This window comes from Aquabacterium sp. A7-Y (assembly GCF_026153205.1).
Taxonomy (GTDB): Bacteria; Pseudomonadota; Gammaproteobacteria; order Burkholderiales; family Burkholderiaceae_C; genus Caldimonas.
This window is the reverse complement of sequence record NZ_JAPFBW010000035.1, coordinates 1-21,123: the sequence shown is the minus strand read 5'-3', so window position 1 is coordinate 21,123 and position 21,123 is coordinate 1. Positions and strand designations below refer to the sequence as shown.

24 protein-coding genes and 1 pseudogene are annotated in these 21,123 nt (G+C 69.4%); 15 read left to right on the top strand and 10 right to left on the bottom strand.

The window, feature by feature from the left end; all coding sequences use genetic code 11:
• Positions 1-39: 39 nt before the first annotated feature.
• Positions 40-792, top strand: a complete 753-nt coding sequence (phbB, locus tag OOT46_RS25175; RefSeq protein ID WP_265406377.1) for an acetoacetyl-CoA reductase — start codon at positions 40-42, stop codon at positions 790-792.
• Positions 793-937: 145 nt separating this feature from the next.
• On the opposite strand, the gene OOT46_RS25170 is transcribed toward phbB, so the two are convergent.
• The 3 genes from OOT46_RS25170 to OOT46_RS25160 all read right to left on the bottom strand — a co-directional run bounded on the left by OOT46_RS25170 (position 938) and on the right by OOT46_RS25160 (position 5,219).
• The gene (locus OOT46_RS25170) at positions 938-1,189 is read right to left on the bottom strand and encodes a hypothetical protein (protein WP_265406376.1); all 252 of its coding nucleotides are present in this window, start codon (positions 1,187-1,189) and stop codon (positions 938-940) included.
• Positions 1,190-1,547: 358 nt separating this feature from the next.
• Positions 1,548-3,920: a DUF6351 family protein gene (locus tag OOT46_RS25165; RefSeq protein WP_265406375.1), complete on the bottom strand. Its 2,373-nt coding sequence runs from the start codon at positions 3,918-3,920 to the stop codon at positions 1,548-1,550.
• Positions 3,921-4,667: 747 nt separating this feature from the next.
• Positions 4,668-5,219, bottom strand: a complete 552-nt coding sequence (locus tag OOT46_RS25160; RefSeq protein WP_265406374.1) for an Hsp20/alpha crystallin family protein — start codon at positions 5,217-5,219, stop codon at positions 4,668-4,670.
• Between OOT46_RS25160 and OOT46_RS25155 the strand changes: the two genes are divergently transcribed.
• The gene (locus OOT46_RS25155; RefSeq protein WP_265406373.1) at positions 5,218-5,397 is read left to right on the top strand and encodes a hypothetical protein; all 180 of its coding nucleotides are present in this window, start codon (positions 5,218-5,220) and stop codon (positions 5,395-5,397) included. The two genes, OOT46_RS25160 and OOT46_RS25155, sit on opposite strands and share 2 nt — an antisense overlap.
• Here OOT46_RS25155 and OOT46_RS25150 read toward each other — a convergent pair.
• Together OOT46_RS25150 and OOT46_RS25145 are read right to left on the bottom strand one after the other, a co-directional pair.
• Positions 5,387-5,527 (bottom strand): hypothetical protein, encoded by a 141-nt coding sequence (locus OOT46_RS25150; protein ID WP_265406372.1) that lies wholly within the window; start codon positions 5,525-5,527, stop codon positions 5,387-5,389. The two genes, OOT46_RS25155 and OOT46_RS25150, sit on opposite strands and share 11 nt — an antisense overlap.
• A 35-nt stretch (positions 5,528-5,562) precedes the next feature.
• The gene (locus tag OOT46_RS25145; RefSeq protein ID WP_265406371.1) at positions 5,563-6,396 is read right to left on the bottom strand and encodes an aldo/keto reductase; all 834 of its coding nucleotides are present in this window, start codon (positions 6,394-6,396) and stop codon (positions 5,563-5,565) included.
• 138 nt (positions 6,397-6,534) lie between these two features.
• On the opposite strand from OOT46_RS25145, the pseudogene OOT46_RS31045 reads away from it, so the two are divergent.
• Positions 6,535-7,696 (top strand): annotated as a pseudogene (locus tag OOT46_RS31045) (aldehyde dehydrogenase family protein).
• A 53-nt stretch (positions 7,697-7,749) separates the two neighbouring features.
• Here the strand turns inward: OOT46_RS31045 and OOT46_RS31040 are convergent.
• From OOT46_RS31040 to OOT46_RS25110, 5 genes are all read right to left on the bottom strand, one after another.
• Positions 7,750-7,992, bottom strand: coding sequence for a zinc-binding dehydrogenase (locus OOT46_RS31040; RefSeq protein ID WP_416136254.1), 243 nt, complete (start codon positions 7,990-7,992; stop codon positions 7,750-7,752).
• Complete coding sequence (dps, locus tag OOT46_RS25125; RefSeq protein WP_265406369.1) at positions 7,875-8,444, bottom strand: DNA starvation/stationary phase protection protein Dps; 570 nt, start codon at positions 8,442-8,444, stop codon at positions 7,875-7,877. Before dps ends, OOT46_RS31040 begins: the two co-directional genes overlap by 118 nt.
• A gap of 8 nt (positions 8,445-8,452) precedes the next feature.
• Complete coding sequence (gene trxA / locus OOT46_RS25120; RefSeq protein WP_265406368.1) at positions 8,453-8,833, bottom strand: thioredoxin; 381 nt, start codon at positions 8,831-8,833, stop codon at positions 8,453-8,455.
• 83 nt (positions 8,834-8,916) lie between these two features.
• The gene (locus OOT46_RS25115) at positions 8,917-9,441 is read right to left on the bottom strand and encodes a DUF1269 domain-containing protein (protein WP_265406367.1); all 525 of its coding nucleotides are present in this window, start codon (positions 9,439-9,441) and stop codon (positions 8,917-8,919) included.
• A 153-nt stretch (positions 9,442-9,594) separates the two neighbouring features.
• Positions 9,595-9,846, bottom strand: a complete 252-nt coding sequence (locus tag OOT46_RS25110) for a UBP-type zinc finger domain-containing protein (protein ID WP_265406366.1) — start codon at positions 9,844-9,846, stop codon at positions 9,595-9,597.
• Positions 9,847-10,390: 544 nt separating this feature from the next.
• Here OOT46_RS25110 and OOT46_RS25105 point away from each other — a divergent pair.
• The 12 genes from OOT46_RS25105 to OOT46_RS25050 all read left to right on the top strand — a co-directional run.
• Positions 10,391-10,540: a hypothetical protein gene (locus OOT46_RS25105; RefSeq protein WP_265406365.1), complete on the top strand. Its 150-nt coding sequence runs from the start codon at positions 10,391-10,393 to the stop codon at positions 10,538-10,540.
• 246 nt (positions 10,541-10,786) lie between these two features.
• Positions 10,787-11,236 (top strand): PAS domain S-box protein, encoded by a 450-nt coding sequence (locus tag OOT46_RS25100; protein ID WP_322114292.1) that lies wholly within the window; start codon positions 10,787-10,789, stop codon positions 11,234-11,236.
• Between the two features lie 64 nt (positions 11,237-11,300).
• Positions 11,301-11,576 (top strand): hypothetical protein, encoded by a 276-nt coding sequence (locus tag OOT46_RS25095; protein WP_265406364.1) that lies wholly within the window; start codon positions 11,301-11,303, stop codon positions 11,574-11,576.
• Between the two features lie 12 nt (positions 11,577-11,588).
• The gene (locus tag OOT46_RS25090; RefSeq protein WP_265406363.1) at positions 11,589-12,941 is read left to right on the top strand and encodes a PAS domain-containing sensor histidine kinase; all 1,353 of its coding nucleotides are present in this window, start codon (positions 11,589-11,591) and stop codon (positions 12,939-12,941) included.
• On the top strand, positions 12,938-13,615 hold the full coding sequence (locus OOT46_RS25085) for a response regulator (RefSeq protein ID WP_265406362.1): 678 nt from the start codon (positions 12,938-12,940) through the stop codon (positions 13,613-13,615). The genes OOT46_RS25090 and OOT46_RS25085 overlap by 4 nt, the downstream gene beginning before the upstream one ends.
• 250 nt (positions 13,616-13,865) lie before the next feature.
• Positions 13,866-15,794: a methyl-accepting chemotaxis protein gene (locus OOT46_RS25080; protein WP_265406361.1), complete on the top strand. Its 1,929-nt coding sequence runs from the start codon at positions 13,866-13,868 to the stop codon at positions 15,792-15,794.
• Positions 15,795-15,825: 31 nt separating this feature from the next.
• Positions 15,826-17,433 carry a chemotaxis protein CheW gene (locus OOT46_RS25075; protein ID WP_265406360.1) on the top strand — a complete coding sequence of 536 codons (1,608 nt, stop codon included), beginning with the start codon at positions 15,826-15,828 and terminating at the stop codon, positions 17,431-17,433.
• A 19-nt stretch (positions 17,434-17,452) separates the two neighbouring features.
• A complete protein-coding gene (cheB, locus tag OOT46_RS25070; RefSeq protein ID WP_265406359.1) occupies positions 17,453-18,553 on the top strand; it encodes a chemotaxis-specific protein-glutamate methyltransferase CheB in 1,101 nt (366 codons plus the stop codon).
• 28 nt (positions 18,554-18,581) lie between these two features.
• On the top strand, positions 18,582-19,220 hold the full coding sequence (locus OOT46_RS25065; protein ID WP_265406358.1) for a HEAT repeat domain-containing protein: 639 nt from the start codon (positions 18,582-18,584) through the stop codon (positions 19,218-19,220).
• Positions 19,217-20,089: a CheR family methyltransferase gene (locus tag OOT46_RS25060; protein WP_265406357.1), complete on the top strand. Its 873-nt coding sequence runs from the start codon at positions 19,217-19,219 to the stop codon at positions 20,087-20,089. Before OOT46_RS25065 ends, OOT46_RS25060 begins: the two co-directional genes overlap by 4 nt.
• On the top strand, positions 20,086-20,502 hold the full coding sequence (locus OOT46_RS25055) for a response regulator (RefSeq protein WP_265406356.1): 417 nt from the start codon (positions 20,086-20,088) through the stop codon (positions 20,500-20,502). The genes OOT46_RS25060 and OOT46_RS25055 overlap by 4 nt, the downstream gene beginning before the upstream one ends.
• Positions 20,499-21,123, top strand: a 625-nt coding sequence (locus OOT46_RS25050; RefSeq protein ID WP_265406355.1) for an Hpt domain-containing protein, incomplete at its 3' end; no start/stop codon positions are given. The genes OOT46_RS25055 and OOT46_RS25050, both read left to right, overlap by 4 nt.

Below are 21,123 nucleotides of genomic sequence, written 5' to 3'. Positions count from 1 at the left end.
CGCGACCCTGTACAGCACGACAACCTCGGGAGCCGAACCATGACGAGCACCTCTCTGAAACTGGCCGTTGTCACCGGTGGCACGGGTGGCCTGGGCGAAGCGATCTGCCGGCGTCTGGCCGATGACGGACTGAGCGTGATCGCCCTGCACACACCCGGCAACCAGCGCGTGCAGGCGTGGCTGAAGACGCAGCAGGACGCCGGCTACCGGTTCGCCACCCTCGGTGTCGACGTCGCGGACTTCAGTGCCTGCGAGCAGGGCTTCGCCACGCTGCGCGCGCACCATGGCCCGGTCTCGGTACTCGTGAACTGTGCCGGCATCACCCGCGACGCCAGCTTCCGGAAGATGACGTTCACCGACTGGCAGGCGGTCCTGCGCACCAACCTGGACTCGGTGTTCAACGTCACCAAGCAGGTCATCGAGGACATGGTGACGCTCGGGTGGGGACGCATCATCAATATCGCGTCCGTCAACGGTCAGCGCGGGGCGCACGGCCAGACCAACTACGCTGCCTCCAAGGCGGGCATGCACGGCTTCACGAAGTCGCTCGCTTTGGAGCTGGCGGGCAAGAACATCACCGTCAACACCGTGTCGCCGGGCTACTTGCGCACGCGCATGGTCGCCCAGGTGCCGGCCGAGGTGGTGCAAAACCGCATCCTGCCCGACATTCCCCTGGGCCGTCTCGGCGAGCCCTCCGAAGTCGCCGCCTTGGTGGGCCACCTCGCGTCGCCCCAGGCGGCCTTCATCACCGGCGCGGACTTCTCCATCAACGGTGGTCAGTACCGCAGCTGAGCGCCGCACCCTTGAGACCCCCGCCACCGGCTCTCGTCGACTTCCCGAACCGGGACGCTGCGGCCCCGTAGGCGCGCTGCGGCTGCAGACTTTGGCGCGAGCCGAGCGGCGGCCCCTCCATGAAGCACCCGTGTGGCGACGAGCGTCAGCGCGGGTGGATGCGCGGCGGCCGCGGGATGCGAAAGGCACGGCTTTCCGGGGTGCACGACCACCCTGGCAGCTGGTGAAGGACACGCTCGGCCTGATCAGCATCGGCGTCGATGATCAAAGTGCCGGCACTTTGGCCGACCACCGCGGCGCCCTCGGCAAGCACGACCTTCGCGGCTGCCTCCGGCGACGCAACAGCGGAGGGCCGAACGGATTCGACCAGCTCCCTGTAGAGCACATACTTGGCCATCCACTGAGTATGTCGGCAGATCCTCACTTTGCAAGGTCGGGCTGAAACAGGACCTCCCGGTCAAGCAAATGCGGGACCTGGCGGCAAGGCCCGCGTCGGCCTCGTCCCCCGGCCATTCCAGGATATCGGGGTCCTCCGGGCAGGCGGAAGGCATGACGGTTCCGAGGCCGAGCAGGAAGCAGCAACGTGACAGTCCGTGTTTCATCGGGGTAAGCTGCTGGAGTGAATGGGGACGCGACCCGCCTGTGCGCCAGCGCGTCCCCGATGCATGTCGTGCCCTGCTTAAGTCGCTCCAGCAGGTATCGACAGACAGACACCAGATGGAGGAAGCAACTCTGGCTTTGGCGCAGGGAAGGTGTCACGGCCGCGCCTGGTCCGGGCGCGCATAGTCACACACGCCGTGCGGAAACACCCGTTTCAAGCTCGCAATGGCGGCTGCGTCGGGAGCCCAAGGCTCATAAGTGCCGTCCCTCAACGCCGTGTCGACACTCTTGAGCGCGCACTTGTAGACACCCCCTTCCAGCGGCGCGCCGGCGACGGTCCGCGAGGTGCCGAACATCGGGAAGGCCCGTGTGCAGGCGCCCTTGGGCTTGTCGTCTATCACCCCGTCCCAAACGGTGGGACCGGCGTGCATCAACCGGCCCTTCGCATCGAAGCAGCTGTCCACCGCCCGCGCGGGACGGTTCTCGGCCATGGTCTTGCCCGGATGGGCGCGGATGTTGGCCATCCATTCGTCCATGACCGCCAGGGCTTCCAGACTCTGGCTGGCCTTCGGCACGCCGGGCACTGTGTCGGTGAACCAGATCACCAGGTGGTCGGTCGTGCCCATCTTCTGCAGCACGCGCTTGCGCACCGCGAACGACTGGTGCACGTTGTGCATGTCGAGTTCGCGCTCCATGTACTGCCGGTGGTCGATCGTGGGCACCGGCATCTGACCTCCAAACACCATGCCGGACGTGTACGCTGCCCGCATGGCGATCGGGTCGCCCTCGGTGCGCGCTGCAGGCGTCCCGGGACTGGCGCTCAGGTTCATGTTGCGTCGGCTCCAGGGGTCGAACAGGCTCGGGTCGTTCACGGCCATGTCCTCGGTGATGCCGGACAGAAACGGAAACGCCTCCTGGATCATCTGCCTTGGTTGTTTCCAGCCGCCGACCTTGAAGTTCACGTCGAGGAACTCGGCGGGCGTGATCCTGCCTTGCTTGAGAGATTTCAGTCCGTACTGCACGCCCACGTTGTCCCAGGTCGGGCGCGCCCACCCGTCAGGGTCCACGCCATAGATGTGGCGCAAGTCGTCAAAGTGGGTCCATCGGATGGCGGCGATATCGCTTTGCGGCACGTACTCCTCCTGGTGGCGTACCGAGCCGTACCACGGGTTCGCCACCAGGGGCGGCCAGAGGCCGCGCCACGCGTGACTGCACTCGGTGGAGCCGGTGCTCATGCTGGCGCCAGCGAAGCCGATCCGAGACTTGATGGGCGCCAGCGGGTCCGCCACCGTCTGCTCCGCATTGAAGCCGACGAGCAGCGTGCGGTTCTTGGCCTGCTGCCAGCGCGAGTTGCCGCGGTCGGTCACGTCCATGTAGTGCTCCAGCAGCTCGCAGTCGCCCACGTGTATCGTCTGCGTCACCATGTCCGGGTATGACTGCGCCGGCAATGCGGCGTCCAGCACACCCGGGTGGTTCTGCGCCAGCATGTACTGCTGGATGGCGCCGCCCGAGGCGCCCAGCCCCACCGTGTACAGCGGCAGGCCATAACGTTCGATGAAGCGCTCCTTGGTCATCATCGCGGTTTCGCTGGCGACCTGCAGGTTGTAGTGCGTGCCGGTGTTGTTGCCGCTGGAGTGCGCGATTGCATACCCCTGTCGCAGCAGGTCAGCGTTCAGCGACCTGCTGTTCACGCTGCCCTGGGTGTGGCCGATCGCGACGCCGCCCTGGAAGTAGTAGACGAGGCGTTTGTTCCACAGGCCGAGGTCGGGCTGCGCCGCCCTTTCGCTGCGAGGCGCCAGCATGGCGAAGCTGTAGAGGAAGCGGTTGATCGAGCCCACCTCGCGCCGAACCACGAAGTCGACCGTGCGCCCATCGGGCAGCGTCACCTGGGTCATGTCGGCGGGCGCGTTACCGTTTGAGGGCAAGGTCTTCCAGCTGTGGTCGGTCGATCGGTAGAGATAGGTCACGAAGGTGTCGATCGAGCAGTTGCGGCTGAAGCCGGCCACCAGGTTGCCCCCTCCAGGGCGCACGGCATGGCCAGGTGGCACCCGGCTGTCGATCTTCGGCTGAAGGCCGAACTGGCTCGTGTTGCAGACGAACGGCTGCTGCTGAGGACCGGAGAACATCGGCCCGGTGATTGGATGGTTGTTCAGGCGCAGCGACGCGAGGACACGCCGGCCGTGCTGATCACGAATCTCGAGCAGGTTGCCGCCGACCGCGAAGCCGCTCACGACACCGTCGAGCCGATCGCCCTGTGACGCGAGCGATTGAGCGGTCCTGCGCCCGTTGATCCAGATCTGCAGTTGGCCGTGCAGGCCCGGCACGGCACGCACTTCGATGCGTGCGTCGCCACCCGACACCCATTGCGGCGCGCTCGACAGCACGCGCACCGCGGCGGTAGGCTGACTCCCGGCATCCGTTTGCACCACTTGAAGCCCCTCGGTCGGCATGCTGCCATTGCCGCCGCAACCGGAAAGCGCCGCCACCACCATCGCGATCAAGGAACGCAAATCGTTGGAGCTTCTCATCGCATACCTTCCTGCCTCGGGACTCGTGCGCTTGCCAGCCGAACTGGGTCTTCACGGCGTCGAACCCGCTGCCGATGCCGCCATCGGCCCCCACAATGAGGATAGGTGGGTGCGAAGTGCCGTCAAGGCCGGCTGCCGAGTCCTCAAGACTGTCGCATCGCCGCTCGCACCCCATCCTTCAGTGCCGCGGGCGGGTAGACGATCACCCTGACACCGGCCTGCAAGCCCTTCGTCACCCAGGCTTCCGAGCTGGCTCCACATCAAGCGCAGGTCGCGCAGCCGCTTGCGGTCCAGTGCTTCATGCCGAGCTCCGGTGCGGGGCTACCACATTCCCCGCGCGCGATGTCGAGATCAACGTTGCGCAGCGCTGCCACTTCCACCTCGCCGTTGCGGTAGGCCGCGAGCGCGGAAAACGGGAAAGGTGGTGGGGCCGAATGCGCGCCCTATCGACCGTCGGCTTGCGGGCAGCAACCTGGTCTTCGGCATCGGACGGGTCTGGCCGGGTTCTGCCCGGGGCCAGGCCTTGCCGGCCTGGGCGGCGCGGAGAGGCGCTGGGCTTTGCCGCGACCCATGCCGACAAACCGTTCGGCGGCGAGCTGGAACCGAGCGTCGCCGCGCCCGAGGTCGACCTCGCCTCGCAAGCCTCGGCTCGTGCGCGATCCGTAGCCTCATCTGCACGCACACGAGGAGGGCAGGCAGGCGCCGCCGCGACGGCGCCCGCCGCGGAGAGTGCCTCCGCTCGAAAGCTCAGTGGGTCTTGTCGCGCTGTTGCTGCGCGCCGCCGTCCCCCGCTGCCGCGCCGCCCTGCGTGTCCTTTCCGGCGGATCCCCCCGAAGTGCCGCCGGTGACCTGGACGCGGCGCGACCGCTGTGCCGCGGCGCCCTTCGGGACGGTTATCGTCAGGACGCCGTTGTCGAAGCGCGCCTGGACCTTTTCGGGATCGACCGGCGTTGGCAGGCGCAGCGAGCGCTGGAACACGCCGACCGTGCGCTCGACCACGTGGTAGTTCTTCCGGCTGGTCTCACGCTCCTGCTCGCGTTCGCCCCGGATCGTCAGCACGTCGTCGTCGACCGTGACCACGATGTTGTCGGGCGTCGTGCCCGGCATCTCCGCGGTGATCTTGATTTCCTGGTCGTCCTCGCTCACGTCCATGCGCGGCGCCACCACCGTGGCCCGCCCAGCGACCGCTTGCGAAGGCTCGCGCAGGACGTTGTCGAACAGCTGCTCCATCTCGTTGCGCAGCATGAGGAAGGGATCGTTGCTCTGGTTGCCGTACGGCGACAGATGACCACGGGCCATGATTCGCTCCTTTCAAGAGTCGAAAGAACAGTTCGTGAGCGTGCGCTTCGACGTCGGTCGAGGCAACGGCGAGCGACGTGCCTCTTCTCCAACGCTGCGGCAGCGCAATGCGTGTCTGCGCTTGACCGCCGCCGCCTGGACCTTCGGCTTGACGTCGATCAGGTTGGTCACGCCTTGACGCCACGGACGCGGTGCGCGGCCTGCTCCAGCGTGTAGCCGGGCAGCTCGATCACCTCCATGCGGTCGCGCATAGGGCCCGGCACGATGTCGGTGTCCCGGAAGGGGACGTTCTGCTCGGGGTCCAGCATGTCGAGCAGGCCGGCCGGCGGCTGAAGCCCGCGCGTCAGATCATGGCCAGGCGGCTCGGGCCCTTCGGCGGCGGGAACAGCTCGTCGAGCTCGCGCAGGTGGGCCGCCGTGAGGCGATGCTCCAACGCCGCGGCGTTATCGCGGACACGCTCGCAATGGCCCGTCTTGGGTATCGCGATCACGCCGTCCTGGGCCAGCAGCCACGCGAGTGCTACCTGCGAAGGCGTCATCGCATGCTGCTTCGCGAACGCGACGAGGGCGCGCGTGCGCAGCAGCCGGCCCTCGTCGAACGGCGAGTAGGCCATCACCGGCAGGCGATGCTCGCGCTGCCACGGCAGCAGGTCCCACTCGATGCCGCGGGTGGCGAGGTTGTAGAGCACCTGGTCGGTCTGCGCGGCCGCGCCGCCGGGCACCTGCCACAAGCTCTTCATCAGCCTCAGGTCGAAGTTGCTGACGCCCCAGTGGCGGATCTTGCCCTCGTGTTGCAGTGCCTCGAACGCCTGCACGGTTTCGTCGGTCGGAACCTCGCCCGGCCAGTGCAGCAGGTACAGGTCGATGGTGTCGACTTGCAGCCGTTGCAGGCTGTTGTTGCAGGCGCGGTGCATCTCGACGCGCGAGGCGTGGTGCGGGTAGACCTTGGTGACGATGAACACCTTGTCGCGCTGCCCCCGGATCGCTTCGCCCACGAGCATTTCGGCGCGCCCTTCGCCGTACATCTCGGCGGTGTCGATCAGCGTGAGGCCGAGGTCGATGCCGAGGCGGATGGCCGCGACCTCCTCGTCGTGCCGGTCCTGGTCCTCGCCCATGTGCCAGGTGCCCTGGCCGAGCGCGGGTACACGTTGTCCGCCGGGGAAGGCAACTTGCTTCATGGCTCCAGTATCGACAGCCGGCGCAGTCCGCTCAAGCACGCGGGCATCGTCAACCTCGCGCGTTGCCAACCACCGCAAGCTTCGCAAAGCTGTGCCGCCGAGCTGCTGCGGCACGAAGAGCGCGACCATGCGCGGCATATGGCCGAGGACATGGGCAAGCCGGTCCGCGGCGGGGTCGAGGAAGTGCGCGCCTGCGCGCAGATCTGCGAGCACTTCGCCGACCATGCTGCGCGGGCGCTGGCCAGCGAGCTCATCCCGACCGAGGCGACGCGCAGCTGCATCGTCTTCCAGCCGCTGGGCGTCATCGTCGGCGTGCAGCCGTGGAACTGGCCGTACCACCAGGTATTCCGCATGGCCGTGCCGGCGTTGATGGCCGGCAATGCCGTCGTCGTCAAGCATGCTTCCAACGTCCCGCCAGCGCGCTGGCCATCGAGGATCTGTTCCACCGCGCCGGGATTGCGCCCGACCTGCTGCGCGTGCTGCTGGTGGCGAGCAAGGAGGTCGAGGCGCTGATTGCCCATCCGCTCGTGCGCGGCGTGAGCCTGACGGGCAGCGGTCCCGCCGGCGCGGCGGTCGCCCGCGCGGCCGGCGACAAGCTGAAGAAGTGCGTGCTGGAGCTCGGCGGCAGCGACCCGTACCTCGTGCTGGCCGATGCCGACCTCGAGCTCGCCGCGCAGGTGTGCGTGCGGGGCCGCCTGATGAACTCTGGCCAGAGCTGCATCGCGGCCAAGCGGATGATCGTCGTGGACGCCGTGCGGCAGCCCTTCGAGCGGCGCTTCCTGGAGCTGATGGCGGCGGCGCGCGTGGGCGATCTGCTGAGCGACGAGACCGAGGTCGGGCCGCTGGCACGCGCCGACCTGCGCGACACCTGCACCGGCAGGTGCAGGCGAGCGTCGCCGCCGGCGCGCGCCTGCTGCTCGGCGGCCGGGTTCCCGACGGCCCGGGATGGTTCTATCCGTGCACCGTGCTGACCGATGTCCACCGCGGCATGCCGGCGTTCGACGAGGAGCTGTTCGGCCCGGTCGGCGCGATCGTGCCGGTGAAGGACGAAGACGCGGCGATCGCGGCGGCTAACGACTCGGTCTATGGCCTCGGCGCCTGCGTGCTCACGCGCGACCGGCAGCGCGGCGAGCACATCGCGGCCGAGCTGCTGGACTGCGGCATGGCGTGGGTGAACGCCGTGGTCCACGAGGACCCGCGTCTGCCTTTCGGCGGCATCAAGGCTTCGGGGTACGGGCGCGAGATGTCCGACTGGGGCATCAGGGAGTTCGTCAACATCAAGACCGTGTGGGTGGCCTAGGAGTCGGCCGCAGGATTGCCCGCGATGTCCCGTGAACGAAGGCCGGTCCTGCCTCATGGCCGTCCGATGTACAGCACGATCTTCGCGCGGGCATGACCCGACACGCTCAGCGCATGCGCGCGGGCGACGCCGTCCAACGCGAACTGGGCGCCGATGACCGGCCGCAGCCGGCCGCTGCTTACGCTGCCGGCGAGCGCTCGGGCGGGATGTCCGGCTCGTAGGCCAGTTCCGGCTCCTCGCTCGCAGGCGGCGTCGCGGGCTGCGGCGGCACGTGGGCCTCGACGAACCACAGCCATTGGTCGATGCCACGGACGATCTGCGTGAGGATGTCGGCGCTTGCCGCATCGTTCAGTCCGTCCATCTCGTCGATGCCGCGGCGCGAGCTGCGGCCGAATGCAGCCAGCGCGCCGGCCAGGGCATCGATGTGCTGAGCGGCATCGCTGATGGACAACGGATACAAGTCCAGCGTGGAGCGCTGGGCCGCCCCGCGCAGCGTGCCCTCGGCAACGCCGCCGAGTTGCACCACACGTTCGGCCAGCAGGTCGACATCGTCCTCGACGGCGTCGTTGATGTCGTCGAACAGCTTGTGCAGGGCGATGAAGTCGGCGCCCTTCACGTTCCAGTGCGCCTGCTTGCACTGCGTCTGCAGGTCGATGCAGTCGGCGAGCAGCTGGTTGAGCCGCCGGCAGGCGCGCAGCCGCACGGGGTGCGGCAGGTCGTTGCGGGTGCGGAAGAGCGGAGTGTCCATCTCGCGTCTTACCAGTCGAGGTCGATCTGAGGCCTCGTCGGATCCTGCTGCCCGACCCCGCGTCCCGGCAGGTACTTCTCGACGAACCGGTCCAGCTGCGCTTCGCTCATCATTCCCGCCTGCATCGCCAGCGGCTTGCCGTCCTTGAACAGCATCAGCGTCGGCACGGAGCGGATCGAATACTGGGCAGCGACGTCCGGCGCCTCGTCGATATCGAGCTTCACGACGGCGAGCTGGTTGCGGCGACGCTCGGCAAAGGCCTCCAGGGCGGGGGCCAGGGCCTTGCACGGGCCGCACCAGGACGCCGAGAAGTCGACGAGCACGGGCTCTTGCCGCGCCGAGAGTGTCGAAGCGAAGTCCCGCTGCGAGGCCTGGATGACGGCTGGCATGGTGTGGCTCCCGACCGGGTCAATTCAATTCCAGGTGGACCAGGATGGTGCAATAGCCCAGCATCGCTCGATCCCCGTCGCCGTCACGCCGGCGCAGCGACCAGGTCCTCCAGCGCGTGCTTCAGGCGCTCTTCGTCGTGGTTCGTCAGCGAGGTCTTCAGCACCTTGCCGCCGAGCTTCTTCAGCTCGGGCAGCGCCTTGTCGAAGTTCATGCGGCGGGCCAGGATGAACAGCGCCGACGTTCCCGGCTGGAACTCCTTGGCCGTGTTCTCGATGAAGTCGTCGTTGATGCCGTAGTCGGCCAGGGCGCCCGACAAGGCACCGGCGCCGGCGCCGACCGCCAAGCCGGTCGCCATCCCCGCCAGGGGGTTGAGGAAGAGCAGGCCCACCAGCGTGCCCATCAGCATGCCCCAGGTGGCGCCGCCCAGGGCGCCAGTCGCCGCCAGGTTGACGGCCTGCTTCAGGTGCACCTTTCCGCTCTTGTCGCGCACTGCGACCACCGCGTCTTCCAGCTCGACGATGTATTCCTTCTGCAGCGCCTGCAGCTTGTTCAGCGCCTGGTCGGCCGTGTCTTCGCTGCTGAAGCTCACCACGATCAAATCGCTCATGCGTCTCTCCTTCGCAAACCGATCCCAACAAACATAGGAAGCGCAGGCGCCGGCTTCTTCCCGACGCTTGCACTTCATGTCTCGAACGAGGGGCGGGACATGATCCCGACCGCTGGCGCGCCGTCCGGCATCACTCCGCCAGCTCGCCCGGCATCACTCCGCCAGCTCGCCCGGCATGACCTCGTCGGCGTAGCACCAGATCGAGCGCACGAGCGGGTGTCCGGTGTGCTGGAAGTGCCGCCTGGCGTGGCGGTTCTTCGACGAGTCGCAGCAGCCGACGTGGCCGCAGCTCATGCACAGGCGCAGGTGCACCCAGTCGTCGCCGAGCTTCACGCAGTCCTCGCAGACCCCCGTGTCGGTGGTCGTCACGACGATCTGGTCGAGATGTCTGCACACTGTGGCCATGGGTGTGTTTTCGGCGGGAGTGCCTGGGCCGCCCTGCGCGGGCGGCCCAGGCGTCGATGATGCGTGTCGGCTCTCAGCGTGCGCCTCGGCGCCGCACCGTGCAACACCGGGCGTTCTTCAACAGCGCGCTCTGCGACGCAAACCTGCGGTCAGCCGCAGCGTGACCGACAGCACCGGTATCACGGCGACCTTGGTGGCGAGGAAGAGGAAGATGCGCTTCATCGGTGTTCTCCTGCGGGGCCGGCCTCATGACTGCGGCGCGAGCGTATCGTCGACCTGCACGTCGGCCAGCGGCGGCAGCACCTCGCTGCCGATCTGGTCGAGCACCTCGGACGCCGGCGCGAGCCGTACTTGAGGTCGGCGATGACGTGGTTGCCGCCCGTGGCTCGCAGGGTCGGATACTCTCGCTCGAGCACGTGGTGGATCACCTCGAAGGAATCGCGGAACAGGACTGCCCGCCGTTCGATGTCGATGGCAAATGCCGGGAACTCCACTGGCCGGTCGCCCGACGCTACCCCCAGCACCAGCCGACGGCTCATCGCCCTTGAAGGTTTCCGATGGGGAAGAAGACGCCGAGCATGAGGCGGACCGCGCGGAACATGCGGCGAAAACCTGGCGCTTCGTCGACGGTCGCCGCCGGATTGACTTTCAGGCCCGCTCCTTTCGATGGCGGCAAGCGTACGAAGCGCGCTGACGCGAAGCCCGATCTTTTGTCCGAATGTCCCCAGCGGCTGTATCGCTTCTCTGTGCCATGTCAGTTTTACCGAAACAAACGCCAATCGGGGCCCTGGGTCGGGGTCAAGCGCTGCGGCAACCACGGTGCCTGCCCGGCCAACGCTGCACGGCCAATGGCTGCTGCGGCTAGCGGAGCCAATGTCCGGCCGGCGCGCCGATTGCCGCAACGCTCCACCGCGCTGCTGTCTGCTGACAAAGGACGGAAATGGACGGCGAAAAGCGGCGCTCGGATCCGAGCGCCAAACTGCTCGAGCCAGGCGAGGGTCGTTTTCGACAGCTGGTCGAGAGCGTGCGCGACTACGCAGTCTTCATGCTGGACCCATGCGGCCATGTCCTGAGGTGGAACACCGGCGCCGAGCGCATTAAGGGCAAGGGGTATCGTGCCGACGAGATCATCGGTCGTCACTTTTTCGAGTTCTATCCGCCTGAACCGGGTGTTTGGGGGTTCCCGAATCGCGAGCTGGAAGTCGCCGCGCGCGTAAGCTCCTTCGAGGACGAAGGGTGGCGCGTCCACAAGGATGGGTCGCTCTTCTGGGCGAACGTCGTCATCACTCCCATGCGAGCCGCCTCCGGGCAACTGGTGGGTTTCTCCAAGGTGCGCGCGACCTTACGCAACGGCGCAATCGTGAAGAGGCGCTGCGGCAGAAACTGGTGAGGGACCGCGGCCGCGCCGCGGGCGTGCCAGTTGCTGCCCGGTAGTGCAGCCTGCGCGCCCTTCCATGGCCCCCGTCTACCGTCCCTTCTACATCAGCCGCAGCAGCGTCGACCCGCGCGGGCCGGAACCGCGCCGCATCCTGAAGGTCGCCACCGCCAGGAACGCCGAGCTGGGCGTGATCGGGCTGCTGTTCTGCTCGGGCGACCGCCTGGCGGACACGCTGGCACGGCTGGCGAGCGGCGCCCACCCCCCCATGCTTCCGCCGCTGGAGGCGCTGGCGCGGGACCTGCTCGGCGATGTCGACCTGTTCCGGGCCGCGCCGGCGGACACAGACCTTTAAAGTGGTACTGGGGTGCAACACCAGGACCATCCGCTCGATCCCTGGCCTCCGGGCGCAACGCCGCAGGTGCGGGCCCGGCGCGGCGTGCGCCTGCTGTCGCCGTTCTACATCAGCCTGGCCTACGCGGTCCTCAGCATCGCCTGGATCACCGTGTCGGACCACTGGATCGCGCCCTGCACCGATGCCGCCCTGTGCGAGGAGCTGCAGACGGTCAAGGGCATCGGTTTCGTCTGCGTCACGGCGCTGCTGCTCTACCTCCTGGTGAGGGGCCTGGAGCGCCGGCTGCGGGTCTCCGCGTCCAAGGCGCGGCAGGCGGCCGCGGCGGCGCAACGCAGCGCGCGCGAACTCGAGAACGTGGTCACCCTGCTGCCCGAGGCAGTGCTGATCAGCCGCGACCGGCGCATCCTCTACGCGAACCGGGTCGCGCAGGACCTGCTCGACCCCGGGGGCACCGGCGCCTTGCGGGGGTCCCCGCTGCTCGAGCGGTTCGTGCCGGAATACCGCGCCGAGGTCGAGCAGCGCGTGGACAGCGTGCTCAAGGGCGGCGCGCGCGACCTGCGTTTCATGCCGCGGGTCATGCAGCGCCTCGACGGCAGCCGGTTCGAGGCGCTGCTGGGCATCAGCCTGGTGCACGTGGACGACCGCCCCGCGGTGCTGCAGATCGTCCGCAACCTGGACGAGGTGCTGCTTGCGCAACGCGAGGCGGAGCAGGCGCGTGCCGAGCTCGCGGCGCTCTCCAGCAGCCTGATCGAAGTGCAGGAGCGCGAGCGCCGCTCCATCGCGCGCGAGCTGCATGACGAGATCGGCCAGAGCCTCAGCGCCATCCGCGTGCAGTTCGCCAAGCTGCAGCGCCGGGTGCAAGGCTCTGAGTTGCTCGGGCTGATCGAGAGCGCCGCCAGCATGACCGAGAGCACGCTCGGCCGGGTGCGCAGCCTGTCGCTGCTGCTGCACCCGCCCCAGCTGGAGACGCTGGGGCTGGAAGCGGCGCTGCGCTGGCACCTCAACGAGCTGCGCCGGCTGCATGGCGCGAACATCCGTTTCATCACCTCCCCCCTCACCCACCCGGTGCACCCGGACGTCGCCATCGCCGCGTACCGCATCGTGCAGGAGGCGCTCTCGAACGCCTTGCGCCATGCGCAGGCCACGCGCATCGACGTGCGCCTGCACGAAGACGCGGAAGCGCTGATGGTCGACGTGGAGGACGACGGCATCGGTTTCCTGCGCCCGCGTGGTCCCCAGCGGCCGACGCTCGGGCTGCTCGGCATGGAGGAGCGCGCCCGCCTGCTCGGTGGCGGACTCTCGATCGACAGCCGCCCGGGCTCGGGCACCCGGATTGAAGCGACCTTACCGTGGAAGACATCATGACACCCGGCCGGAAGACGGTTGTGCTGGCCGACGACCACCAGCTGGTGCGAGCCGGCCTGCGCTCGCTGATCGAGGACTTTGGCGACTACCAGGTGCTCGGCGAGGCGCAGGACGGCGAAGAGGCCATCGCCCTGGTGCTGCGGCTGCAGCCGGATGTCCTGCTGCTCGACATCACGATGCCGCGGCTGACCGGCCTGGATGCCCTGCCACGCATCAAGCAGGCCAGCGCCGGCACCCGGCTGCTGATCGTCTCGATGTATGACAGCGCCGACTTCGTGATGCAGGCGCTGCGCCTGGGCGCCGACGGCTACCTGCTGAAGGACTCCGCCGCCGTCGAGCTGCAACTCGCGCTCGACGCCGTCACCAGCGGCCAGCGCTACCTGAGCCCCGCCGTCTCGGGCACGGTGGTCGAACATGCCCTCTCCCACGCTGCCGACACCCGGCCGGCGCCCCTGCCGCCGGGCGCCTCGCCGCTCACGCCACGACAGATCGAAATCCTGACCCTGCTCGCTTCGGGCAAAGGCATGAAGGAAATCGCCTACGACCTGGGGCTGAGCGTGAAGACCGTGGAGACCCATCGCGCGCAGATCATGGAGCGGCTCAACATCCGCGACCTGCCCCGCCTGGTGCTCTACGCGTTGCGGCAGGGACTGATTTCGCCCGACCAGACCTGAGGCGCCTCAGGTTTTTCCCGAGGGCCCCGGAGACGGCGGTCCCAGCACCGGTGCGGCCTGCAGGGCCGCGCCGGGCGCGCGCCTTGCGCTGCATCAAACAACGGCGTGCCGGCCCCTCAGCCATCGGAGCATGGCACTTCAGGCGGAATCCGATGCGGCCGGCCCGGCCGGCGCCGAAAAGCAGGCTATCCCGCTGCGCTGCCCGCTCCCCGGGACGCAGCCTCCTCCTTCCACTGTCGAAAGTTTCACGATGTCCCTCGTTCGCAAGGCCCCGGCCACCACGGAGTCCTCTCCCGCCCTCCATGCCGTTGCCGGCGCCCTGCCCCGCAGCGTCGCCCGCGACGCCGACCAGCAACGCAAGCGCGCCCGCACGCTGGCCAAGCAGCAGCAGGCCGCCGAGCGCGTGGCCGCGGCGTCCAGCCAGCTGTCGTCCGGCATCAACGAAGCCGCCTCGGCCGCCGAGCAGCTGAAGCGCGCCGCGCAGCAGATCGCCACCGGCGCCGAAGAGGCTTCCGGCGCAGCGCAGGAGTCGCTGGCCGCGATCACGCAGGTCTCGGGCGCCATCACCCGCCAGATCGCCGCCGTGACGACGGCGCAGGGCACCGCCGAAGCGATGCAGACGCTCGCCGCGCAAGTCAACGGCGAGGTGCAAGCCACCGTCGGCAATGTCGCGACGGCGGCGGACCGCCAGGCCGCCTCGGTCAAGATGATGACCGAGCTGGAGCGTCAGGCCGCCAACATCAGCGACATTGTCAAGGCGGTCGCCCGCATCGCCGACCAGACCAACCTGCTCGCGCTGAACGCCGCCATCGAGGCGGCGCGCGCCGGCCAGCATGGCAAGGGCTTCGCAGTGGTCGCCGACGAGGTGCGCACGCTGGCCGAAACGTCGGAGAAGAGCGCCAAGCAGATCCAGGAACTGGTCGGCCAGATCCAGGGCGAGGTCAAGCTCATCGCCGAGGGCATCAACCTGTCGGCCGAGACCGTCAAGGGCGAGGTCGACAAGAGCGGCGTGATCCTGCGCCAGCTGGAGCAGATCCGCACCGATGCGGCCGACATCTCCAGCGGCGCCGCCGAGATCGCCACCGCCGCCGGCCAGAGCAACATCGCCGCGCAGCAGGCGCTCAAGGGCGCCGAGCAGATCGCCGCGGCCGCCACCGAGCAGTCCTCCGCTTGCGAGGAAGCCAACAAGACCGTGGGCGAGCAGACCCAGGCGCTCGGCATCTGCGAGCAGACCGCGCAAGGCCTGTCGGAGATCGCCGACGAGCTGAAGAACTCGACCGACATCGCCAAGAGCGCCGAGGAAGTCGCGAGCTCCGCCGAGGAACTGTCCTCCGCCGTGCAGGAGATCAACCGCTCGGCCAGCCAAATCATGGTGGCGCTGGAGCAGATCCGCAAGGGCGCCCAGACCCAGGCGGCCGCAACGGCCGAGTCGGCCGCCGCGGTGGCCCAGATCGAGAAGGGCGCGCAGCTCGCCGAGAGCCGCGCCACGCAGGCCGGTGAACGCTCCCGCGCGATCCGCACGCTGATGGTCGAGAACAAGCAGAACATCGACAACCTGATCACCGGCGTCTCCAGCAGCGTGGCCGCCACGCAGACCAGCATCCAGCAGGTCAAGGAGCTGGAGCTGGTCTCGCGCAAGATCGACAAGATCGTCGATGCGATCACGCAGGTCTCGATCCAGACCAACATGCTGGCGGTCAACGGCAGCATCGAGGCCGCGCGTGCCGGCGAGTACGGCAAGGGCTTCGTCGTGGTCGCGACCGACATCCGCAACCTGGCGCACGACTCCGCCGAGAACGCGGACCGCATCAAGGACATGGTCAAGGCGATCCAGGACCAGATCGGCCTGGTCGGCCGTGACCTGCACGAGATCGTCACCGCCGCGCTCGGCGAGGTCGAGAAGGCCAAGACCATCACCACAGCGCTGGTCAAGATCGAAAACGACGTCCAGACCATCGAGAAGGGCAACCAGGAGGCCGTTGCGGCCGCCCAGGAGATCGCCGCCGCCGTGACCCAGGTCAAGGTCGGCGTGCAGCAGGTCTCGACCGCTGCCAGCGAGGCCGAGAAGGCCGCCGAGCAGGCCGCCAGCGCCGCCCGGCAGCAGTCGCAGGGCGCCGAGGAACTGGCCGCCGCGATCGAGGAGATCGCCTCGCTCGCCGACGAACTGCAAAGCGCCTGATCCCCACTCCCCAGATTGAAGGAGGTGTGCGATGAGCACATCCGACAAGCCGGCCGCGCGTGAAGACGCCGCGGCCGAGGCGGGCAACCGCCAGTTTGTGACCTTCTCGGTCGCGGACGAGATGTTTGCGGTGCCGATGGGCCCGGTGCAGGAGATCATCCGCGTGCCCGAGGTCGCCCGCCTGCCGCTCGCACCGGCAGCGCTGGACGGCCTGGCCAACCTGCGCGGCCGCGTGCTGCCCATCATGAACCTGCGCCGGCTGTTCGGCTGCCCCGAGCGCCCGCAGGACGACGCCACCCGCGCGGTCGTGATCAACCTCGGCCAGCCGCTCGGCTTCGTGGTCGACCGCGTCGCGAGCGTCGTGAACGTGGACCCCTCCGAGATCGAGAGCGCGTCCAGCATCCAGACCATCGTCAGCGCCGACTACCTGCGCGGCGTGATCAAGCGGCCGCAGCCCGGCGGCGGCACCGAGATGCTGCTGATCGTCGATTTCGAGCAGCTGGTGGACGGCCAGTTCGCCGCGCTCGGCAGCTCGCGCAGCGGCGGCATCGATGCGAACGACGGCGCCGGCGCGGCGCACCTGCAGGCCGCGGAGGCCGAGCGCACCAGCGACGAGCTGCGCCTGGTGTCCTTCTCGGTCGCCGAGCAGGAGTACGCGCTCGACATCGCCGAGGTGCAGGAGATCGTCCAGATGCCGGAGCGGCTGAGCGTGCTGCCCAACACCGCCCACCACGTGGTCGGCGTGATGTCGCTGCGCCAGCGACTGCTGCCGCTGGTGAGCCTGCGCGCGCTGTTTGGCCTGCCGACTGCCGGCGACGACACGCTGCAGCGCATCCTCGTGACGACCCTGCCCGGCGGCGCCCATGTCGGCCTGGTGACCGATGCCGTCAAGGAAGTGATGAGCGTGCCCCGGTCGCAGACCGAACCCATGCCCGGCGTGCTCGCCGCCGACCAGCAGCTGCAGGAGTTCTCCTCGATCTGCCGACTCGACGAAGGCCGCCGCCTCGTCTCCATCGTCGACACCGGCGCCCTGCTGCGCCTGCCCGGCATGCACGACGCGCTGCAGGCCGTCGGCGCCGCCAACGACGACGACGCCCCCACCGCCTCGCCCGACATGCAGACCACCGACACCACCCGCGACAGCGGCGACGACGACACCCAGGTCGTGATCTTCCGCCTCGGCGCCGAGGAGTTCGGCGTGCCCATCATGAGCGTGCAGGAGATCGTGCGCGTGCCCGAGACGCTGACGCGCGTGCCGAAGACGCCCGACTTCGTCGAAGGCGTCATCAACCTGCGCGGCACGGTGCTGCCGGTGATCGACCAGCGTAGCCGCCTCGGCATGTCCTCCATCCCGCGCAACGAGGGCCAGCGCATCATGGTCTACCTGCTGGGCGGCATGCGCACCGGCTTCATCGTCGACTCGGTGGCCGAGGTGCTGCGCATCCCGCGCGGCCACATCGCCCCGGCACCGCGCCTGTCGGACGAGCAGAGCCGGCTGATCGGCCGCGTCGCCAACCTCGACGGCGGCAAGCGCCTGGTCATGCTCATCGAGCCCGAGCACCTGCTGCAGGGCGGCGAGGCCGGCCTGGTGTCCCGCCTGCTGGGCAACCAGTCCGCGGCCCTGCCGCTGGCCGCCTGAGGGAGGGGAGGACCGCGGCATGAAAAAGGTGCTTGTCGTCGATGACTCTGCCCTGATGCGCAAGCTGATCGGCGGCGTGCTGAGCGAAGCCGGCTACCAGGTCCACACCGCCCGCCACGGCGCGGAAGGCGTGGAGCAGCTGCTGGCGGTCCAGCCCGACGTCGTGACGCTGGACATCAACATGCCCGAGATGGACGGCCTGACCGCCCTCTCGCTGATGATGGCGGCGCGCCCCACGCCGGTGGTGATGGTGTCCTCGCTGACCGAGAAGGGCGCGCTCGCGACCTTCGAGGCACTCGCGCTCGGCGCGGTGGACTTCATCGCCAAGCCGGGCGGCACCATCACGCTCAAGGTCGACGACATCAAGGCGATGCTGCTGGAGAAGGTGGCGGCCGCCGCGCGTGCCCGGGTGGCCCCCGCCGGCCGTGCCGGCACCGCGGCGGGTCGCCCGGCCTTGCAGGCCCGGCCCACCGCCAAGCCGCCCGCGGCGCCGTTGCGCACGGCCGCCGCGCCGGCGGCCGCGCGGGCGGCCGCCGGCGCCACCGCGGCGATGGGCGCGGTGCTGATCGGTGTGTCCACCGGCGGCCCGCGCACGCTGGAGGACATCCTGCCCCGGCTGCCGGCCGACTTCCCGTGGCCGGTGCTGATCGCCCAGCACATGCCGCTCAACTTCACCGACGCCTTCGCGCGCCGCATGGACGGGCTGTGCGCGCTGCAGGTCAGCGAGGTGCAGGCGCCGGTAGCGCTGGAGCCGGGCCGTGTCTACATCGGCCGCGCCGGCACCGACCTGGCGCTGAGCGACCGCGGCGGCCGCCCCTACGCGGTGCCGCGCCCCGAGCAGGCCGGCATGCCGTGGCACCCGTCGGTGGACGTGCTGGTCGACAGCGCGATGAAGGTGCTGCCGCCGCAGCGGCTGGTCGGCGTGATGCTGACCGGCATGGGCTACGACGGTGCCGCAGCGATGACGCGGCTGCGCCAGGCCGGCGGCCGCACCATCGCCGAGTCGGCCGAAACCGCGGTGGTGTTCGGCATGCCGCAGGAGCTGATCGAGCGCGGCGGCGCCTCGCTGGTGCTGCCGGCCGGCGCCATCGCCAACCAGTTGCGCCACTGGGTGCAGTGACCCGTTTCCAGATCCCCGCGAGTCTTCCATGGCCCTGACCAAAGCCCCTTCCGCACAACGCGCGCTGCATGCCGTCGAGCCGGCCCGCCCGGCCGACGACGCCGCGGCCCTGCCGGCCCTGCTGGCCCGGCTGCACGCCGCCGACGCGGCAGACCGCCGTGGCGCGGCGCGCGACCTGGCCGGCCGCGCCGAGGCGGCGCCGGCCCTCGGCGCGCGCCTCTCCGAGGAAGCCGACCCGAGCGTGCGCAGCGTGCTGTTCACCAGCCTCGCCCGCACCGGCGGCGGCGCCGCGGTGGCCGCGCTGCTGCCGCTGCTGCGCAGTGAGGAGGCGGCGTTGCGCAACGGCGCCATCGAGGTGCTGGCGCGCCTGCCGGACGCGGTCGGCCCCCACCTCGACGCGCTGCTGGCCGACGCGGACGACGACGTGCGCATCTTCGCGGTCAACCTGCTCGGCGAGCTGCCGCATGCGGGCGTGCCGCAGTGGCTGGACCGGGTGCTGCGCGATGAGCACGCGGTGAACGTCGTCGCCGCCGCGCTGGAGGTGCTGGCCGAGGTCGGCACGCCGGCCGCGCTCGGCGCGCTGGCCGCCGCGCGCGGGCGCTTCGCCGACGACCCCTTCATCGGCTTCGCGGCCGACCTCGCGCAGGCGCGCATCGAGGCCGCATGAAACCCGCCCTCGCCAGCGCGGCCGCCGACGCGGCCAAGCCGACCATCACGGACGCGGACTTCGCGAAGTTCGCCGAGTTCTTCTACCGCAAGACCGGCATCCACTTCGAGCCGAACAAGCGCTACTTCGTCGACAAGCGCCTGATCGAGCGCATCGAGGCGACCGGCGCCGAGAGCTTCCGCGAGTACTTCATCTCGTTGCGCTTCGAGGCGTCGGGGCGCGAGCTGCAGCAGCTCGTCAACGCGATGACGGTCAACGAGACCTACTTCTTCCGCGAGTCCTACCAGTTCGACTGCCTGGTGCGCCACCTGATGGACGAGGTCGCGTCGCGCAAGCGCCCCGGCGAGCGCATCCGCATCTGGTCGGTGCCTTCGTCGACCGGCGAGGAGCCCTACTCGATCGCGATCTACCTGCTGGAGCGCTGGGCCGGCCTGAGGAACTGGGACGTCGAGATCCTGTCGTCGGACATCGACACGGACGTGCTGGCCGCGGCCCGGCGCGGCGTCTACACGCAGCGCTCGGTGGCCCAGCTGCCCCCGGCCTACCTGGAGAAGTACTTCACGGCGCAGCCGGACGGCCAGTGGCGCATCTCGCGCGAGCTGGTCGAGTCGGTCGAGTTCAGCCGCGTCAACCTGAGCGAGCCGGCCGACACGCGGCGCTTCCGCGACATCGACGTGATCTTCTGCCGCAACCTGCTGATCTATTTCGACGACCTGTCACGCCGCGTCGCCGCCGAGGCGATGTACGACGCGATGACCCCCGGCGGCTTCATCTGCCTCGGCCATTCCGAGTCGATGAGCCGCATCTCGTCCCTCTTTACCGTGCGCCGCTTCCCGGAGGCGATGGTGCACCAGAAGCCGCTGTCATGAACCGCATCCTCGTCATCGACGACGCCGCCACGGTGCGGCTCTACCACCGCAAGCTGCTCGGCGACGCCGGCTGGCACACCGAAGAGGCGAGCAACGGCATCGAGGCGCTGGAGCGGCTGCATGCCGAGCCCCATGAGCCGGCGTTCGACCTCTACGTGGTCGACGTCAACATGCCCAAGCTCGACGGCTACGGTTTCGTGCGCGAGCTGCGCCGCCTGCCGCTGGTGCACCAGGTGCCGGTCGTGATGGTCTCCACCGAGGCCCAGGCGCACGACGCCAGCGCCGCGCTGGACGCCGGCGCCAACGCCTACCTGGTCAAGCCCGCGCGCCCCGGTGCGCTGGTGCTGACCGCCGCCCTGCTGCTCGGCACGCCCGAGATCGCGCGCGCCGCCGCCCGAGGAGTGCAACGATGAACACCGCCGAACTGCTGGACCAGTTCGTCACCGAGGCGCGCGAGTGCCTGGAGGCGATCGGCGAGCGCCTGCTGGAGGTCGAGCGCGACCCGACCGACAGCGCCCTGCTCAACGACCTGTTCCGCCTGGTCCACACGCTCAAGGGCAACTGCGGCCTGTTCGAGTTCCAGGCGCTGGAGCGGGTGGTGCATGCCGGCGAGGACCTGCTCGACCGCGTGCGCCACGGTCAGCTGACCTACGGCCCCGAGCTGGCCGACGCCCTGCTCGACGCGATGGACTACAGCAGCGAGCTGATCGACCGCATCGAGCGCGACCAGCGCCTGGAGGCGGCCGACGGCCGCTCCGACGCGCTCGCGGCCGCGCTGCGCGCGCTGCTGCCGCAGGCGCAGCATGCCGCCCCCCAGGCCGCGGCCGAGCAGGCGCCCGGAGCTGGCGCCGCCGCGCCCCAGGACAGCCCCGCCGACGGCGCGCCCGGCTGGCTCGGCCGTATCCCCGCGGCCCTGCTCGCCGCGCACGGCGGCGCGACGGCCTTGCGCTACGAGCCGGAGCCCGAGTGCTTCTTCAAGGGCGAGGACCCGTGGCGCCTGGCGCTCACGGCGCCCGGCCTGCTGCACGTGGACC

What these genes read in the sequence shown, in the direction of transcription:
- OOT46_RS25160 (WP_265406374.1), bottom strand. Translation starts at nt 5,219, where the DNA reads ATGGCCCGTGGTCATCTGTCGCCGTACGGCAACCAGAGCAACGATCCC.
- OOT46_RS25085 (WP_265406362.1), top strand. Translation starts at nt 12,938, where the DNA reads ATGACACCCGGCCGGAAGACGGTTGTGCTGGCCGACGACCACCAGCTG.
- OOT46_RS25080 (WP_265406361.1), top strand. Translation starts at nt 13,866, where the DNA reads ATGTCCCTCGTTCGCAAGGCCCCGGCCACCACGGAGTCCTCTCCCGCC.
- OOT46_RS25060 (WP_265406357.1), top strand. Translation starts at nt 19,217, where the DNA reads ATGAAACCCGCCCTCGCCAGCGCGGCCGCCGACGCGGCCAAGCCGACC.
- OOT46_RS25110 (WP_265406366.1), bottom strand. Translation starts at nt 9,846, where the DNA reads ATGGCCACAGTGTGCAGACATCTCGACCAGATCGTCGTGACGACCACC.
- OOT46_RS25170 (WP_265406376.1), bottom strand. Translation starts at nt 1,189, where the DNA reads ATGGCCAAGTATGTGCTCTACAGGGAGCTGGTCGAATCCGTTCGGCCC.
- trxA (WP_265406368.1), bottom strand. Translation starts at nt 8,833, where the DNA reads ATGCCAGCCGTCATCCAGGCCTCGCAGCGGGACTTCGCTTCGACACTC.
- phbB (WP_265406377.1), top strand. Translation starts at nt 40, where the DNA reads ATGACGAGCACCTCTCTGAAACTGGCCGTTGTCACCGGTGGCACGGGT.
- cheB (WP_265406359.1), top strand. Translation starts at nt 17,453, where the DNA reads ATGAAAAAGGTGCTTGTCGTCGATGACTCTGCCCTGATGCGCAAGCTG.
- OOT46_RS25155 (WP_265406373.1), top strand. Translation starts at nt 5,218, where the DNA reads ATGATTCGCTCCTTTCAAGAGTCGAAAGAACAGTTCGTGAGCGTGCGC.
- OOT46_RS31040 (WP_416136254.1), bottom strand. Translation starts at nt 7,992, where the DNA reads ATGGCTGTGGTTCGTCGAGGCCCACGTGCCGCCGCAGCCCGCGACGCC.
- OOT46_RS25075 (WP_265406360.1), top strand. Translation starts at nt 15,826, where the DNA reads ATGAGCACATCCGACAAGCCGGCCGCGCGTGAAGACGCCGCGGCCGAG.
- OOT46_RS25165 (WP_265406375.1), bottom strand. Translation starts at nt 3,920, where the DNA reads ATGAGAAGCTCCAACGATTTGCGTTCCTTGATCGCGATGGTGGTGGCG.
- OOT46_RS25150 (WP_265406372.1), bottom strand. Translation starts at nt 5,527, where the DNA reads ATGCTGGACCCCGAGCAGAACGTCCCCTTCCGGGACACCGACATCGTG.
- OOT46_RS25095 (WP_265406364.1), top strand. Translation starts at nt 11,301, where the DNA reads ATGGCCCCCGTCTACCGTCCCTTCTACATCAGCCGCAGCAGCGTCGAC.
- OOT46_RS25055 (WP_265406356.1), top strand. Translation starts at nt 20,086, where the DNA reads ATGAACCGCATCCTCGTCATCGACGACGCCGCCACGGTGCGGCTCTAC.
- OOT46_RS25145 (WP_265406371.1), bottom strand. Translation starts at nt 6,396, where the DNA reads ATGAAGCAAGTTGCCTTCCCCGGCGGACAACGTGTACCCGCGCTCGGC.
- OOT46_RS25065 (WP_265406358.1), top strand. Translation starts at nt 18,582, where the DNA reads ATGGCCCTGACCAAAGCCCCTTCCGCACAACGCGCGCTGCATGCCGTC.
- OOT46_RS25100 (WP_322114292.1), top strand. Translation starts at nt 10,787, where the DNA reads ATGGACGGCGAAAAGCGGCGCTCGGATCCGAGCGCCAAACTGCTCGAG.
- dps (WP_265406369.1), bottom strand. Translation starts at nt 8,444, where the DNA reads ATGGACACTCCGCTCTTCCGCACCCGCAACGACCTGCCGCACCCCGTG.
- OOT46_RS25115 (WP_265406367.1), bottom strand. Translation starts at nt 9,441, where the DNA reads ATGAGCGATTTGATCGTGGTGAGCTTCAGCAGCGAAGACACGGCCGAC.